At 44.9% G+C, this 16,326-nt stretch carries 19 protein-coding genes and 1 riboswitch; all 19 genes read left to right on the forward strand.

Translation table 11 applies throughout. The annotated features are described in order from the left end of the window. The first annotated feature begins 24 nt into the window (after positions 1-24). The 19 genes from BTO30_RS08860 (at position 25) to BTO30_RS08950 (ending at position 16,215) form a co-directional block, all read left to right on the forward strand. Positions 25-375 carry an arsenate reductase family protein gene (locus BTO30_RS08860; protein WP_075398369.1) on the forward strand — a complete coding sequence of 117 codons (351 nt, stop codon included), beginning with the start codon at positions 25-27 and terminating at the stop codon, positions 373-375. Between the two features lie 71 nt (positions 376-446). Beyond that, positions 447-830 (forward strand): glycine cleavage system protein GcvH, encoded by a 384-nt coding sequence (gene gcvH / locus BTO30_RS08865; protein WP_075398370.1) that lies wholly within the window; start codon positions 447-449, stop codon positions 828-830. Between the two features lie 93 nt (positions 831-923). Continuing rightward, the gene (locus BTO30_RS08870; protein ID WP_143331930.1) at positions 924-1,280 is read left to right on the forward strand and encodes a ribonuclease M5; all 357 of its coding nucleotides are present in this window, start codon (positions 924-926) and stop codon (positions 1,278-1,280) included. Positions 1,281-1,282: 2 nt separating this feature from the next. Further along, entirely contained in the window at positions 1,283-1,576 is a 294-nt protein-coding gene (locus tag BTO30_RS08875; protein ID WP_075398389.1) for a thioredoxin family protein, read from the forward strand. A gap of 92 nt (positions 1,577-1,668) precedes the next feature. Continuing rightward, positions 1,669-1,773: riboswitch (SAM riboswitch) on the forward strand. Between the two features lie 72 nt (positions 1,774-1,845). Continuing rightward, positions 1,846-2,871 carry a methionine ABC transporter ATP-binding protein gene (locus BTO30_RS08880; RefSeq protein ID WP_075398372.1) on the forward strand — a complete coding sequence of 342 codons (1,026 nt, stop codon included), beginning with the start codon at positions 1,846-1,848 and terminating at the stop codon, positions 2,869-2,871. Beyond that, a complete protein-coding gene (locus BTO30_RS08885) occupies positions 2,864-3,532 on the forward strand; it encodes a methionine ABC transporter permease (RefSeq protein WP_075398373.1) in 669 nt (222 codons plus the stop codon). The genes BTO30_RS08880 and BTO30_RS08885 overlap by 8 nt, the downstream gene beginning before the upstream one ends. A gap of 27 nt (positions 3,533-3,559) precedes the next feature. Beyond that, complete coding sequence (locus tag BTO30_RS08890) at positions 3,560-4,411, forward strand: MetQ/NlpA family ABC transporter substrate-binding protein (RefSeq protein ID WP_075398390.1); 852 nt, start codon at positions 3,560-3,562, stop codon at positions 4,409-4,411. Positions 4,412-4,684: 273 nt separating this feature from the next. Next, positions 4,685-4,846: a YuzK family famiily protein gene (locus BTO30_RS08895; RefSeq protein WP_245796395.1), complete on the forward strand. Its 162-nt coding sequence runs from the start codon at positions 4,685-4,687 to the stop codon at positions 4,844-4,846. A gap of 174 nt (positions 4,847-5,020) precedes the next feature. Further along, positions 5,021-5,797: a Fe-S cluster assembly ATPase SufC gene (gene sufC, locus BTO30_RS08900; RefSeq protein ID WP_075398375.1), complete on the forward strand. Its 777-nt coding sequence runs from the start codon at positions 5,021-5,023 to the stop codon at positions 5,795-5,797. Positions 5,798-5,814: 17 nt separating this feature from the next. Beyond that, entirely contained in the window at positions 5,815-7,125 is a 1,311-nt protein-coding gene (sufD, locus tag BTO30_RS08905) for a Fe-S cluster assembly protein SufD (RefSeq protein ID WP_075398376.1), read from the forward strand. Continuing rightward, the gene (locus tag BTO30_RS08910; protein WP_075398377.1) at positions 7,122-8,351 is read left to right on the forward strand and encodes a cysteine desulfurase; all 1,230 of its coding nucleotides are present in this window, start codon (positions 7,122-7,124) and stop codon (positions 8,349-8,351) included. The genes sufD and BTO30_RS08910 overlap by 4 nt, the downstream gene beginning before the upstream one ends. Further along, on the forward strand, positions 8,341-8,775 hold the full coding sequence (sufU, locus tag BTO30_RS08915; protein ID WP_075398378.1) for a Fe-S cluster assembly sulfur transfer protein SufU: 435 nt from the start codon (positions 8,341-8,343) through the stop codon (positions 8,773-8,775). The genes BTO30_RS08910 and sufU overlap by 11 nt, the downstream gene beginning before the upstream one ends. Before the next feature lie 156 nt (positions 8,776-8,931). Continuing rightward, complete coding sequence (gene sufB / locus BTO30_RS08920; RefSeq protein WP_075398379.1) at positions 8,932-10,329, forward strand: Fe-S cluster assembly protein SufB; 1,398 nt, start codon at positions 8,932-8,934, stop codon at positions 10,327-10,329. Between the two features lie 120 nt (positions 10,330-10,449). Further along, positions 10,450-11,295, forward strand: a complete 846-nt coding sequence (locus BTO30_RS08925) for a DUF72 domain-containing protein (protein ID WP_075398380.1) — start codon at positions 10,450-10,452, stop codon at positions 11,293-11,295. Positions 11,296-11,310: 15 nt separating this feature from the next. Then, entirely contained in the window at positions 11,311-12,120 is an 810-nt protein-coding gene (locus tag BTO30_RS08930) for a sulfite exporter TauE/SafE family protein (RefSeq protein ID WP_075398381.1), read from the forward strand. 15 nt (positions 12,121-12,135) lie between these two features. After that, positions 12,136-13,491, forward strand: coding sequence for a bifunctional metallophosphatase/5'-nucleotidase (locus BTO30_RS08935; protein WP_075398382.1), 1,356 nt, complete (start codon positions 12,136-12,138; stop codon positions 13,489-13,491). 41 nt (positions 13,492-13,532) lie between these two features. Beyond that, entirely contained in the window at positions 13,533-14,264 is a 732-nt protein-coding gene (yunB, locus tag BTO30_RS08940; protein ID WP_075398383.1) for a sporulation protein YunB, read from the forward strand. 344 nt (positions 14,265-14,608) lie between these two features. Beyond that, positions 14,609-16,102, forward strand: a complete 1,494-nt coding sequence (locus tag BTO30_RS08945; protein ID WP_075398384.1) for a sodium-dependent transporter — start codon at positions 14,609-14,611, stop codon at positions 16,100-16,102. Next, entirely contained in the window at positions 16,102-16,215 is a 114-nt protein-coding gene (locus BTO30_RS08950) for a methionine/alanine import family NSS transporter small subunit (protein WP_075398385.1), read from the forward strand. Before BTO30_RS08945 ends, BTO30_RS08950 begins: the two co-directional genes overlap by 1 nt. Positions 16,216-16,326: the final 111 nt, after the last annotated feature.

Here is a 16,326-nt window from a genome sequence, read left to right on the forward strand (position 1 = left end):
ATCATCCGTTGAGGTGATTTAATTATGAAGTTTTATTGGTATCCAAAATGCGGGACGTGCCGCAATGCAAAAAAATGGCTGGATGAACACAATGTATCATACGAAGCGGTTCATATTGTGGAAACGCCGCCGTCCAAAGCGGAATTGAAAAAAGCCTATGAAAAAAGCGGACTGCCGTTAAAGAAGTTTTTTAACACGAGCGGGCAAAAATACCGGGAGCTCGGATTAAAGGATAAAGTCGCATCCGCTTCAGATGATGAGCTGCTTGACATACTGGCATCGGACGGCATGTTAATAAAGCGGCCGCTCGCGATCAGCAACGAAATCGTGACAGTTGGCTTCAAAGAAGAAGAATATGCACAAAAATGGCATTGATCTTCTTGCTTTCTGTATGAATAATCAGTAAAGTGTAAAGTGTAATTATTCTAATCTGGAGGGACAAACAAATGAATTTGCCTAAAGAGCTGCGTTATTCTGAAGAACATGAATGGGTAAAACAAGAAGACGGGAAAGTGCGCATCGGAATCACGGATTTCGCCCAATCTGAACTTGGCGATATCGTATTCGTTGAGCTTCCGTCTGTCGGTGATGACGTAACAGCTGACGAACCATTCGGCAGCGTTGAATCCGTTAAAACGGTTTCTGAATTGTATGCACCGATCAGCGGGAAGGTTGTTGAAGTGAACGAAGAGCTGGATGACAGCCCGGAATTTGTCAACGAATCTCCTTATGAAAAAGCATGGATGATTGTTGTTGAGCCGTCTGATGCGTCTCAAATTGACGATCTCATGACTGCTGAGCAATATGAAGAAATGACAAAAGAAGATTAATTCAAGGGCCGGTTTTTTGCCGGTCTTTTTATTTTGCATTTTCCATGAAAACAGGTGACAATAGAGATAACAACATGCAGCGGGGGGATGGTGATGTTGGTGGAAAAAACAATTATCGTGGAAGGATCGTCTGATCGGAAACGGGTGGCTGAAATTGTGAAGGAGCCAGTGGACATCATTTGCACGAACGGAACGATTGGTGTGTCGCGTCTCGATGAGCTTGTAGATGAGTTATTCGGACGGGACGTTTACATCTTAGTTGACGCGGATGCATCAGGCGAAAAATTGCGCCGTCAGTTTAAACGGGAGCTTCCTGAAGCGCGGCATCTTTATATTGACCGCCGCTACAAAGAAGTCGCGGCTGCACCGCATTATTATCTCGCTTCTGTTTTAATGAGCGCGGATATCGACGTGCATGGAGAATTTTTGCAGAAAGAAGGTTCACAATAGTGATGGAAACGACACAATTCATTCAACCATTAATGGCTGCACCAAAAGCAGCATTATATGCCTATACACCGATGTGCGGCACATGCCAGGTCGCCGGCAGAATGCTTGATGTTGTCGAAGCGATGAACATTGATGTGCCGCTTGAGCGGATCAATTTAAATTATTATGAGGATCTGGCGCGTGAATTTGAGATTGAAAGCGTACCGTGTTTACTTTTATTTTCAAACGGGAAACTAAAAAAGAAAATTTACGCTTTTCAGTCAGTTCCATATATATATGAAGAAATACGATCATGAATGTAATGCCATTTATTTCAGTCGGGATTGAAAAATGTTTTGTTGACATAATTGTTTTGTGAATGTTAAAATCCATTCAGATTCATAACAAGCTCTTATCAAGAGAGGCTGAGGGACGTGCCCGATGAAGCCCAGCAACCGTCTTTTATAGAAAAGGTGCTAAATCACACGAAGCAGTTTGCTCCGGCAGATGAGAGGAAGGAACGTAACGCTTCGCCTTTCTGTCATTTTGAGCAGATAGGTTTTTTTTATGGAGAGGAGTTGACATCATGATTTTAATCGAACAGGCCAAGAAGATCTTTCAAACGAAAAACGGTCCGGTGACGGCTGTGAGTGATATAAACCTATCCGTTCAGGAAGGGGAAATTTTTGGCATGATCGGCTACAGCGGTGCAGGAAAAAGTACGCTTATCCGGATGCTGAACGGTCTGGAGACACCAACGGAAGGCTCTGTCACGGTTGCAGGGCGCGCGGTGTCAAAAATTAAAGGCGGCGAACTTCGCAAAGCACGCCAGGAGATCGGCATGATTTTTCAGCACTTTAACCTGCTTTGGTCACGCACGGTTCGCGGCAACATTGCATTCCCGCTTGAAATAGCCGGCGTGTCAAAGGAGGAACGGGACAAGCGGGTAAACGAACTGATTGAACTCGTCGGACTCGATGGACGGGGAGATTCGTATCCGTCACAGCTGTCGGGCGGTCAAAAGCAGCGTGTCGGCATTGCCCGGGCGCTTGCCAATAATCCGAAAGTATTACTGTGTGATGAAGCAACGTCCGCTCTCGATCCGCAGACAACAGATTCCATTTTAGAACTGCTCGTTGATATTAATCAAAGGCTCGGTTTGACCATTGTGCTCATTACGCATGAAATGCATGTCATCCGGAAAATTTGTCATCGTGTGGCGGTGATGGAAGCGGGTAAAATTGTGGAGCTTGGACCGGTACTGGATGTATTCCGCCGTCCGGAACAGCCGATTACAAAGCGGTTTGTCCAGCAGGTGACAGAGCCGGACGAATCAAAAGAAACGATTCAGCATTTGCTTGAAGCTCATCCAAATGGGAAAATTGTGAAATTAACGTTCGTTGGCGTTTCAGCTGAACAGCCGGTGATAACCGAATTGATCCGCCAGTTTGACGTGGCTGTTAACATTTTGCAGGGGAAAATTTCACAGACACAAAATGGTGCCTATGGAACATTGTATGTTCACTTAACGGGTGATACTTCTGAAGTGAACAAAGCGGTGGCATTTTTAGATGCACAGCAAGTGGATTCGGAGGTCGGAGCGTATGACTGAACAATGGTTTCCGAATGTCGATTGGGAAAAAATGTGGGAAGCAACAGTACAGACGCTTTATATGACGAGTATTTCAGTCATTATCACCTTTATTTTAGGTATATTACTCGGTCTCCTGCTCTTTTTAACATCGAAAGGGCAGTTGTGGGAAAATAAAGCTGTGTATGGCGTAACAGCTATCATCGTCAACGTATTCCGCTCCATTCCCTTTATCATTTTAATCGTTTTGCTCATTCCATTTACAAAAGCGGTTGTCGGAACGATTATTGGTGAGAATGCGGCGCTTCCGGCACTGATTATCGGTGCGGCGCCATTTTATGCCCGGATGGTCGAAATTGCCTTGCGGGAAATAGACAAAGGCGTTATTGAAGCGGCGCGTGCGATGGGGGCATCAACCGGTACGATTATCCGGAAAGTATTACTTCCGGAATCGATGCCGGCACTTGTTTCCGGGATTACCGTTACAGCGATTGCGCTCGTCGGCTACACGGCAATGGCCGGTGTCATCGGCGCAGGCGGTCTCGGGAATCTTGCGTATCTTGATGGTTTCCAGCGCAGCCGCAATGATGTGACGATGATGGCAACAATCATTATTTTAATTATTGTGTTTATCATTCAGTTTATCGGCGATACGGCAACCCGCAAGCTCGATAAACGATAAAATATATTTTTCAGGAGGAATTTCATGATGAAAAAATGGCTTTTAGGCTTCTTAACAGCTGCCATCGTACTTGTTTTGGCAGCATGCGGAGGCGGAGAAGAAACAACAGATAACGAAAGTGCAGATTCAGGTTCATCGGAAGAAGATACTGCATTAGTCGTAGGGGCATCGAATGTACCGCATGCCGTTATTTTAGAAGAAGCAAAACCGCTGCTTAAAGAAAAAGGATATGATCTTGAAATCGAAACGTTCCAGGATTACATTTTACCAAACAAGGTGCTAGAAGAAGGCGAAATTGACGCAAACTATTTCCAGCACATTCCATACCTTGAAGCGCAGAAAAAAGAACACGGTTATGATTTCGTCAACGCCGGCGGTATTCATATTGAACCAATCGGTGTCTATTCACAAAAATATAAGAGCCTGGACGAACTTCCAGAAGGTGCAACCATTTTGATGAGCTCATCTGTTGCGGACCACGGCCGTATTTTAACAATGCTTGAAGCACAAGGTCTTATTACGCTGAAAGATGGCGTTGTGAAAGAAGAAGCAACAATTGATGATATTGCCGAAAACAAAAAGAACTTCCAATTTGATTATCAATATGAAGCAGCGCTGCTTCCGCAAGTGTATAATAATGGAGAAGGCGATGCTGTCTTGATCAACTCAAACTACGCGATTGACGCCGGCTTGAATCCGCTTGAAGATTCCATTGCCATTGAAGACAAAGAATCTCCATACGTGAACGTGATTGCGGTTCGCTCCGGTGATGAAAACCAAGAAAAAATTAAAGCGCTCGTTGAAGTGCTTCATTCTCAAGAGATTCAAGACTTTATTTTAGCGGAATGGGGCGGCGCAGTCGTTCCTGTAACCGAATAATTTCAGATGACGCCCGGCATTTCGCCGGGTTTTTTCAATGGAAGTTTTCAAACAATTACGAATTTGTGAGGATTTGGTTTATATTCTGCGTATAGGGATATATACAAGAGTATATTGGAGCTCACAACATGTGAGAGGATCTCAGGCGGTTTTATGGCCTTTGCGCGTCCAGGCTGTAAGCTGTTACCATTAATAACGGAGCAGCTCTCCAAAAAAAACGAAAAGGATTGATTCCCTATTAGTAACTCACTGGATATGAAGTACACAGAAGGTATGGAAAAAGCGATGCACGCATCACACGGTGTCGGCTACGCGGTGTACAGCCAGAAACATGAAGTGAGAATTGACGTCGAGCAGCAGCGCGAGCAGGATTACCTGGAAAGCAGACGCATGGTTGCGGATTTTAACCGGAAATTTACCAATCACATATCGTAACGAAAAGAGGGGAAACCGGCATAAAAGCCGGTTTTTCTACTTTTATTTGCGAATACAAATTGTAATCGTTTTCTTGGGTTGAATATAAATTCTATTTGTTATAAGATTGTAATGAGAATAAATTGAGAATAGACACAATCGGTTACTCAAGCCGATGAATACGGAGGGTAAAACATGTCACAATCAACATTAACAATTAAAGATCTTCACGTCTCCATTGACGGGAAAGAGATTTTAAAAGGGGTCAACCTTGAGATTAAAGGCGGCGAGTTTCATGCGATCATGGGACCGAATGGAACAGGTAAATCCACGCTTTCTTCCGCGATCATGGGCCACCCTAAATATGAGGTAACACAAGGATCGATCACGCTTGACGGTGAAGATGTGTTGGAAATGGAAGTAGATGAGCGCGCTCGTGCGGGCCTCTTCCTGGCGATGCAATATCCAAGTGAAATTACAGGCGTTACAAACGCGGAATTCCTTCGCTCTGCTGTGAATGCACGCCGTGAAGAAGGAGACGAAATTTCACTCATGAAATTTATCCGTCAAATGGACAAAAACATGGACCTTCTTGAAATGGATCAGGATATGGCACAGCGTTATTTAAATGAAGGGTTCTCTGGCGGGGAGAAAAAACGCAACGAAATTCTTCAATTAATGACAATTGAGCCGAAAATTGCGATTCTTGATGAAATCGACTCCGGTCTTGATATCGATGCGCTTAAAGTGGTATCAAAAGGGATCAACAAAATGCGCGGCGAAGACTTTGGCTGCTTAATGATTACCCATTACCAGCGTCTCTTGAACTACATCACGCCTGACCATGTTCATGTTATGATGCAGGGCAAAATCGTGAAATCCGGCGGTGCGGAATTGGCTGAACGCCTTGAAGCAGAAGGATATGACTGGATTAAACAGGAACTTGGCATCGAAGACGAAACGGTACAGTAATCGAGGAGGAGCAAACAATGACTGAAACAAAATGGTCAGTTGACGAATCGGCAATCCGCGATTTCTCAGCTGCAAACAACGAACCTGAATGGCTGTTAAACGCCCGTCTTGATGCGTTTAACAAAGCGGAGGATCTTCCGCTGCCAAAACCGGATAAAACAAAAATCGATAAATGGAATTTTACGGAGTTCGGCACACACAATGTACAGAGTACTCCATTTGAATCGCTTGCGGCTCTTCCGGAAGAGGCAAAGGCGGTCGTTGGTGAAGAAAGTTCCGTTCAAAATGTATATGTACAGCGCAATGGAACACCATCCATTTTAAATATATCTTCCGAATTGAAAGAAGCAGGCGTTATTTTCACTGATTTCGCGACAGCGGCAAAAGAACATGGCGAACTTCTTCAAAAATATTTTATGACGCAGGCAGTCAAAGCGGATGAGCATAAATTGACCGCTCTTCATACAGCGCTTGTAAATGGCGGCGTATTTTTATACGTACCGAAAAACGTGGAGATTAAGGAACCGGTACAGGCTGTGTTCATTCATGACGATAAAGATGCGGCTCTTTTCAACCACGTCATCGTTGTGGCGGAAGCGAACAGCTCAGTCACATACGTAGAAAACTACATTTCCACAGTGGAAACAGAGCAAGGTGTTGCGAACATTATCACGGAAGTTATTGCAGGCGATAACGCGCAAGTATCTTACGGAGCGGTTGATACGCTTGCCGAAAACGTCACAACGTATGTAAACCGCCGAGGTATTACAGCACCAAATGCACGCATCGAATGGTCACTTGGTGTCATGAACGACGGCAATACCGTTTCTGAAAATGTGACGAACTTAATCGGTGATGGTTCATTCGCTGATACAAAAATGGTCGTTGTCGGCCGTGGTAAACAGTCCATGAATTTTACAACAAAAGTCGTTCATTTCGGCAAGCATACAGAAGGCTACATTTTGAAACACGGTGTCATGAAAGACGAAGCAAAATCGATCTTCAACGGAATTGGCAAAATCGAACACGGCGCGTCAAAATCAAATGCCGAGCAGGAATCACGCGTGTTGATGCTCAGCGAAAAAGCGCGCGGGGATGCGAATCCGATTCTGTTGATTGATGAAGATGATGTAACAGCGGGACACGCCGCTTCTGTCGGACGTGTTGATCCACTTCAGCTTTATTATTTAATGAGCCGCGGCATCACGCAGCAGGAAGCGGAACGCCTTGTTATTCACGGCTTCTTAGCACCGGTTGTCAATAAATTGCCAATCGAAAATGTGAAACAGCAATTAACAGGTGTCATTGAAAGGAAAGTACGCCAATGAACGCAAAAGAATTGAGAAAGTATTTTCCGATTCTCGATCAAGAAGTGAACGGCCATCCACTCGTTTATCTTGACAGCGCGGCAACATCGCAAAAACCTGTTCAAGTGATTGAAGCATTGAACGCCTATTACCGCCAGCATAACTCGAACGTCCACCGCGGCGTTCACACGCTCGGCAACCGGGCGACGGATTTGTATGAAGGGGCGCGCGATAAAGTGCGCCGCTTCATCAATGCATCGTCCACAAAAGAAATCGTCTTTTTACGCGGAACAACGACAGCATTAAACCTTGTTGCTCAAAGCTATGGACGGGCCAATGTGAAAGAGGGTGACGAAATTGTCATCACATACATGGAGCACCATTCAAACATTATTCCATGGCAGCAGCTGGCTAAATTTACGGGTGCAACGCTCAAATACATTCCAATGCAGGATGACGGAACGATCTCGATGGAAGATGTGAAAGCAACAGTCACTTCAAATACGAAAATTGTTTCTGTCATGATGGTCTCGAATGTACTTGGTACGATCAATCCGATTGAAGATATCACAAAAATCGCCCATGAAAACGGAGCTGTTATGGTCGTTGATGCCGCGCAGGCCGCTCCGCATATTCACATTGACGTACAAAAGCTCGATTGCGATTTTCTTGCTTTTTCGGGTCATAAAATGTGCGGCCCGACCGGAATTGGGGTATTATACGGGAAAGAGCAGCACTTAAACAACATGGAGCCGATTGAATTTGGCGGCGAAATGATTGATTTTGTTGGTCTTTATGAATCAACCTGGAAAGAGCTTCCGTGGAAATTTGAGGGCGGCACACCGATTATTGCCGGCGCTGTCGGATTAGGAGCAGCGATTGATTTCCTGAACGAAATCGGTCTTGATGCGATCGAACAGCATGAGCATAAACTGGCATCATATGCGCTTGAAAAACTGCCTGAAATTCCGGGGCTCACGATCTACGGTCCGAAAAGCGGAAAAGACCGTGCCGGCGTGGTGACGTTTAATTTAGATGACGTTCATCCACATGATGTAGCGACGGTACTTGACGCGGAAGGCATCGCTGTCCGCGCCGGCCACCATTGCGCACAGCCGCTGATGAAATGGCTGGATGTATCCGCGACAGCCCGCGCAAGCTTTTATTTGTACAACACGGAAGAAGATATCGACAGACTTGCCGCCGGTTTGTTAAAAACAAAGGAGTATTTCTCAGATGTCTTTTAATAATTTAGATCAACTGTACCGTCAAGTGATTATGGATCATTATAAAAATCCGCGCAATAAAGGGTCAATTGAAGACGGCAGCGTCACAGTTGATATGAATAACCCGACGTGCGGCGATCGTATTCATTTGACGATGAATGTAGAAGACGGGATTGTCACAGAGGCGAAATTTGACGGGGAAGGCTGCTCCATTTCTATGTCTTCCGCATCGATGATGACGCAGGCTATTAAAGGCAAGAATATAGATTACGCACTGCAGCTTTCCAATGTTTTTTCTGAAATGATGCTTGGCAATGACTATCCGGATGACTTAGACCTTGGCGATATTGAAGCGCTGCAAGGTGTCGCAAAATTCCCGGCACGTATTAAATGTGCGACGTTGTCGTGGAAAGCAATGGAAAAAGGACTGCAAGACGAGAAGTAAATATAATAAAACAGAATGAGTGAAAACGCTTGTCTTTCCAGGCGCGAAGCCGGTTTTGAAGCGGAGTGACCCTAATGGTCATGAGCATTCAAAAATGGCAAGCAACGCCGAAAGCGAGCGTTTGCCACCATTCTGCGACAACAGGAGGAATGAAGCATGGCTAAAAAAGCCCCTGAAATTGGCGATTACAAATATGGCTTCCATGACCGTGATGTCTCGATTTTTCGATCAGAACGCGGATTGACGCCGGAAATCGTAAAAGAAATTTCAAAAATGAAAGAAGAACCACAATGGATGCTCGATTTCCGTTTGAAATCATTGGATCACTTCTATAAAATGCCGATGCCGCAATGGGGAGGCGACATGTCGTCTCTAAACTTCGATGAAATTACGTATTACGTAAAGCCATCCGAAAAGTCGGAAAAATCCTGGGATGAAGTACCGGAAGAAATCAAACAGACGTTTGACAAGCTCGGTATTCCTGAAGCGGAACAAAAATATCTTGCGGGTGTTTCCGCTCAGTACGAATCAGAAGTTGTATATCACAACATGAAAGAAGATTTGGAAGAGCTCGGAATCGTCTTTAAAGATACAGATTCAGCTTTAAAAGAAAATGAAGACGTCTTCAAAAAATACTGGGCGACGGTGATTCCGCCGACTGATAATAAATTTGCTGCATTGAACTCGGCTGTATGGTCAGGCGGTTCATTCATTTATGTGCCGCCAGGTGTAAAAGTCGATACACCGCTGCAGGCGTATTTCCGTATTAATTCGGAAAACATGGGCCAGTTCGAGCGTACGCTTATTATCGTCGACAAAGACGCAAGCGTGCATTACGTTGAAGGATGTACGGCTCCGGTTTATACAACAAACTCACTTCACTCAGCGGTTGTTGAAATTTACATTGCTGAAGGCGCGTACTGCCGTTACACAACGATTCAAAACTGGGCAAACAATGTGTTTAACCTTGTAACGAAACGTGCGGTATGTGAAGCAAACGCGACAATGGAATGGGTTGATGGCAACATCGGTTCAAAATTAACGATGAAATACCCTGCTGTTATTCTAAAAGGTGAAGGTGCACGCGGCATGACATTGTCCATTGCCCTTGCCGGTAAAGGACAGCATCAGGATGCCGGTGCGAAAATGATTCACCTGGCGCCAAACACTTCGTCAACGATTGTATCAAAATCCATCTCAAAACAAGGCGGAAAAGTAACGTATCGCGGAATTGTTCACTTCGGACGTAAAGCAGACGGAGCCCGTTCTAACATCGAGTGCGATACGTTGATTATGGATAATAAATCAACATCTGATACGATTCCATACAACGAAATTTTAAATGACAACATTTCACTTGAACATGAAGCGAAAGTGTCGAAAGTATCCGAAGAGCAGCTATTCTACTTGATGAGCCGCGGTATTTCTGAAGAAGAAGCAACAGAAATGATCGTCATGGGCTTCATCGAGCCGTTCACAAAAGAACTGCCAATGGAATATGCCGTTGAAATGAACAGATTGATCAAGTTCGAAATGGAAGGCAGTATCGGTTAATAAAGAGAAGATCCCCTTTTGCGAGGGGATTTTTTTCGTATGAATGAAATTTGATCATGCTCAAAATGATATGTAAACGGTTTAGCCCTAATTATGATAAAATCAGTATGAGGTGATTGTATGATTTATACGGGTGTAACGGGATGGGGTGACCACGATACGCTTTATACGCAAGGTGTGGCTTCCCGTGATAAATTAACAGAATATGCGGCCCATTTTCCAACGGTTGAAGTCGATTCCACCTTTTATGCCGTGCAGCCGGAGCGGAACATGCACAAATGGACAGATGAAACTCCGGAAGGCTTCCGTTTTGTTGTGAAAGCGTATCAGGGAATGACGGGACATGAACGGGGAGAGATTCCTTTTGATTCAAAGGAAGAGATGTTTCAGGCTTTCCTATTGTCGCTGACGCCGATGATTGATTCTGGCAAACTCGCAATGGTGCTGTTTCAGTTTCCACCATGGTTTGACTGTACACGGGAAAATGTGACGTATCTTCGCTATTGTAAAGAAAAAATGGGGGACGTGTCTCTTGCGGCCGAATTCCGCAATCAAACGTGGTACAAAGCGGCTTTTATTGATAAAACCATCGCTTTTTTGGAACGGGAAAACTGGATACATACGGTGTGTGATGAACCGCAGGCAGGAGAAGGATCGGTTCCAATTGTGCTGCAGGCGACCCATCAAGAAAAAACGTTAATCCGCATGCACGGGCGGAACCGTGCCGGCTGGCAGAAAAACGGAAACAAAAATTGGCGTGAAGTGCGTTACCTGTACCGCTACAACGAACATGAACTGCGCCAGTGGGTAGACTATACAAAAGAGCTTACGCAGCAGTCTAAAGACGTATATATCTTGTTTAACAATAATTCGGGCGGCGATGCGGCTGATAATGCGAAGCAGTTTCTCGATCTGGCCGAAATACAATATGATAATCTGGCATCACGCCAGCTCGATCTTTTTTAGGAGGAACACCGCGTTATGGAATGGATTATTTTACTTATCATCGGCTTTATTGCCGCTGCAATCGGAGCGCTTGTTGGGCTTGGAGGCGGGATTATTATCGTGCCCGCGCTGCTGTTTCTCGGCGGTACAGCCCTTTTCGCTCCTGTTTCACCGCAAGTCTCGGTTGGCACGTCATCGGTTATTTTAATTATTACGGGTCTGTCCTCGACGCTTGCGTATATGAAACAAAAAAAGGTTGATTATAAACTTGGATTCATTCTTTTTATTGGAAGCGCGCCGGGCAGTATTCTCGGTGCTTATGCGAACAAAGGACTCGACATGAGCCAGTTCAGCCTTTATTTCGGTTTGTTTATGGTCTTCATGTCATTCGTTTTAATGTTTAAAAGCCGTGCTAAACCTATTTTCGGCACGCGCGGCATCCCACGTACATTTATTGATCAGGAAGGAACACATACATATTCGATTGAGCCGGTGACCGGTACAGTCGCGTCGTTTATTGTCGGGTTTTTCGGTGGACTGTTTGGTATTGGAGGAGGATCTCTTATGGTGCCGGCCATGATTATGCTGTTTGCTGTTCCGCCGCATGTTGCCGTCGCTACATCGATGCTGTTAATTTTTCTTTCAGCCGGCGTCTCGAGTGCGACGCATATCTCGCTTGGGAATGTCGAATGGTTTTATGCCGCAGCGCTAGTACCAGGCGCATGGTTTGGTGCCAAATTTGGTGCATGGCTGAATGCGCGGATAGCGTCCAAAACGGTCGTTCTCCTGCTTCGCCTTGTCCTTATTCTCATCGGAATCCGGCTTATTTGGCAGGGCATCAGTTAAAGGGTGGAATGATTGATGGAGAAAACGATACATATTTACCATACGAACGATTTGCACAGCCATTTTGAAAATTGGCCGCGCATTGCGCATTTCTTAAAGGAAAGAAGACGCATTCATGAAGAGGCGGGAGAATGTACATTAACATTTGATATCGGCGACCATGTGGACAGAGCCCACCCGCTGACAGAAGGAACACTCGGTTCTTTCAATGTGGAATTATTAAATCAGTCGAAATTTGACGCCGTCGCTATCGGCAACAACGAAGGCATTACATTGCCGAAAGAGGCGTTAAACCGGCTGTATGACCGGGCTGAATTTACCGTTATTTGTGCCAATCTATTTGACAAAATGGGCGGGCGGCCGGATTGGGTTTTACCATATCGTTTTTTTCACGCAGGGGATATGAAGATTGCGGTAACATCCGCCACAGCTCAATACACAACATTCTATGAGCAGCTTGGCTGGACGATTACCGATCCGCTGAACGAGTTGAGAAATCTAATTAAAATGCTCAAAAAAAGAGCGGATATGGTTATTGTGCTTTCCCATCTCGGTATGTATGACGATGAAAAGCTTGCGGAAGAAACAGAAGCGGATGTTATTCTGGGCGCCCATACGCATCATGTGTTCCATGAGGGAAAAGAAATCAACGGCACGCTGCTTGCGGCTGCTGGAAGATATGGATATTTTGCCGGTCATGTGGAAATTGAAATTAATGAGGAAACCCGCTCAATACGCAAAAAACGGGCACGTGTATATGAAACGAACCGGTCATTGGAAGCACCGGCAGATGAACGGCTGCAGCAGGAAACATTTTCTTCAGAGGGGAAAAAAGCGCTGTCCGTACCCGTTGTTCATCTGGAGCACGAATTGAATAGCGACTGGTTTCAGCCGTCAGTATTGCCGTTGATGCTCACTGAAGCGCTGACAGAGTGGTGCAATGCAGACTGTTCCTTTTTAAATGCGGGGGTTGTGCTCGGCCATCTGCCTGCCGGAACCGTGACGAAATACGATATTCATGGATTGCTTCCACATCCCATTAATCCATGTGTCATCGAACTCAAAGGCGCAGAACTTGCCGAAGTGCTGCGCCAGACACGGGACGAACAATGGCCGCATATGCAAATTAAAGGGCTCGGTTTTCGCGGGAAGGTGATGGGACGGTTTGTTTATGACAAGATTGAAATGGACGGCCAGGTGATTTACATTGATGGAAAGCCGCTTGACATGAAGAGAATATATAAGCTTGCAACGCTGGATATGTTCACCTATGGACATTATTTTGTTGAATTGCACCGGGCGCCTGTAAAAACGTATTTTATGCCGGAGTTTTTACGTGACGTGCTGGAGTGGAAATTATTAAAGTTATGACGCTCCTTTGCCGCATATAATGCGGTAAAGGGGGTTTTTTTATGCGCCGGCGGAGAAAATGGAGAAGCCGGTCACAGCTGTCAATACGGCACCGGCTGATGATTGCTGTTCTTCTATTTATAGCAGGTATTTTCTTCATTTTATGGCTGATTAACCGGAATATTCAGCCGGTGCTGCTCAATTTCGCCGATGCGCAGACAAATAAAATTGCCTCGATGGTGTTACAGAAAGCCATCAGTAAAGAAATTACAGAAAATCTGGATATACAAGACATCATGATTACAGAAAAAGGAGAAGGCACATCGACTGTTTTCAACGCTGAAGTGATCAATAAAGTGCTCGCAGAAGTAACGGACCTGGCGGAGGAAAATTTAAATCAGGCAGAAGAAGGAAATTTGCGCGAGCTGGAAGAATTGTCGGGTGTCGATATTGATACGGAGCGGACCGAGCAGGCGGAGGGGATTTCATATACCATTCCCCTTGGACAAATTACGAACAATGCGCTGCTCGGGAATCTCGGACCGCGCATACCAATTCGCTTTCACGCTATTGGTGACGTAACGTCCAACGTAAAAACGAAAGTGGAGCCTTTCGGCATTAATTCAGCCTACGTCGAAGTGTATATTGAGCTGGAAGTAGCTGTACAGGTTATCGTCCCGTTTGCAGCGGATACAACGGTTGTCAGACAGACACTTCCAGTAGCGATGGGGCTTGTTCATGGCAGTGTGCCGGAGTATTATAACCCTGATTCGATTGGTGTACCACCGAAATAAAAAGAGAGCGGTATATGTTTGCAATTTTTATTTTCGCTGAAAATGAAATGGAATGCAAAAGCAATGAGCGCTTATTCTCATTGCTTTTTTTGTGCTCGAAGAAATAATATTTTGCACGAAATTCAGCACTTTTCTGTTTATTTCAGGAAGGTTTTACTAATATGAAAACAGGGAAAAGAGGGTAATATGGATATGTATGCGCTTTTGTATAAATTATTCTATAAAAACAATCAAAAACATATTTACGAATGTTTTAAAGAGGTTTATACTAAAGATGTGTTTCGGAAATTATCTGAAAATAAAAAAATTTGGCACATTCGTGCGTTATAAGGAGGTCCATTTTTATGGAACAAAATCGGCCACAGTGGGGATCTCGTGCCGGCTTTATTATGGCAGCTGTTGGATCGGCAGTCGGACTTGGAAACATTTGGCGTTTTCCGGCTGTTGCGTATGAAAATGGCGGCGGCGCTTTTTTCCTTCCATACTTGTTTGCCCTGCTCACGGCAGGTATCCCGCTTCTTATCATGGAATTTACGCTTGGGCATAAATACCGTGGTTCAGCGCCGCTTACGATGACGCGTTTGAACAAAAAAGCAGAGTGGCTCGGCTGGTGGCAGCTTGCCATCGCATTTGTTATCGCCACGTATTACTCCGTTATTGTTGCCTGGGCAACATCGTATTCATTTTTCTCATTCAAATTAACATGGGGTGATACGCCGCAGGACTTCTTGCTTGGTGATTACTTGCAGGTTGTTGAAGCGGGGCAATTTGGGGGATTTGCGAACGGTGTTCTTTTACCGCTCTTAATTGTCTGGATTGTGACACTTGGCATTATGTTTTCCGGCGTTAAAAAAGGAATTGAAGCCGCTAATAAAGTCATGCTTCCCCTTCTAGTCATCTTATTCTTTATCGTGGTTGTCCGTGCGGTGACACTTCCGGGTGCGCTTGAAGGGCTTGACGCTTTCTTCCAGCCGGATTGGTCAAAGATTACGGATGGTAAAGTCTGGATTGCCGCTTACGGTCAAATTTTCTTTAGTTTGTCGGTAGGTTTTGCGATCATGGTCACCTATTCCAGTTATTTACCGAAAAAAGCGGATATTACGAATAATGCTTTTATCACGGCATTTTCAAATTCATCCTTTGAATTACTTGCGGGTTTCGGTGTCTTTGCGGCACTTGGATTCATGGCCATGCAGCAAGGTGTTCCGGTTAATGAAGTTGTGTCGAGCGGCGTCATCCTTGCATTTGCCGTTTTTCCGCAAATTATTAACGAGTTTCCGGTGGCGAACGGATTTTTCGGTTTCTTGTTTTTCATTTCGTTAACACTTGCAGGCCTTACATCACTCATTTCTATTATAGAAACATTTGTAGCCGGTATTCAGGAAAAATTCAATATTTCCCGCACGAAATCAGTGGCGTTCGGAGGCGGGCTTGCTGCCATTATTTCATTAGTGTTCGCGACAAAAGGCGGTTTGAATTTCCTTGATGTTGCGGATAACTTCATTAACCAATTTGGGATTGTATTCGCCGGACTTGTTGAGGTTATTTTAGTTGCATGGGTGTTTAAAGAACTCGATTCATTAAAGCAGCATGCTGACTCTGTTTCAGATATTCAGCTTGGCGCATGGTGGAAAATTTGCTTAAGCATCGTGACGCCGATTGTTCTATTTTTTATGATGTTCGATAACATCCGTCAAAATATCAGCGCGCCATATGGCGGGTATCCAGTTTCATTCGTCCTGACATACGGCTGGCTCGTCGCAGCGGCCGCGTTAATTGCCGGATTTGTATTTATGTATGCTAAACCGTGGAGCGGTAGCAATAAGGGGGAATTGTAATGAGCACAAGCGCGATCGTGATGATGATCATTGGGGTTCTCATTATTTGGGGCGGCATGGGCACCAGCATTGCCTATGCCGTGAAAAAAGCGAAAGAACGGAAAAGTATATAAATAATAATGAAAGACCAGCAGAGTGCTGCGTCTTTATGCTCTCCAGTGTACGGAATGAAGCCGGACTGCCAGCAGGCAGGCCGGCTTTTCTTTTGTGTTCTTTGAAAACCC

This window comes from Domibacillus antri, assembly GCF_001936625.1.
Lineage (GTDB): Bacteria > Bacillota > Bacilli > Bacillales > Domibacillaceae > Domibacillus > Domibacillus antri.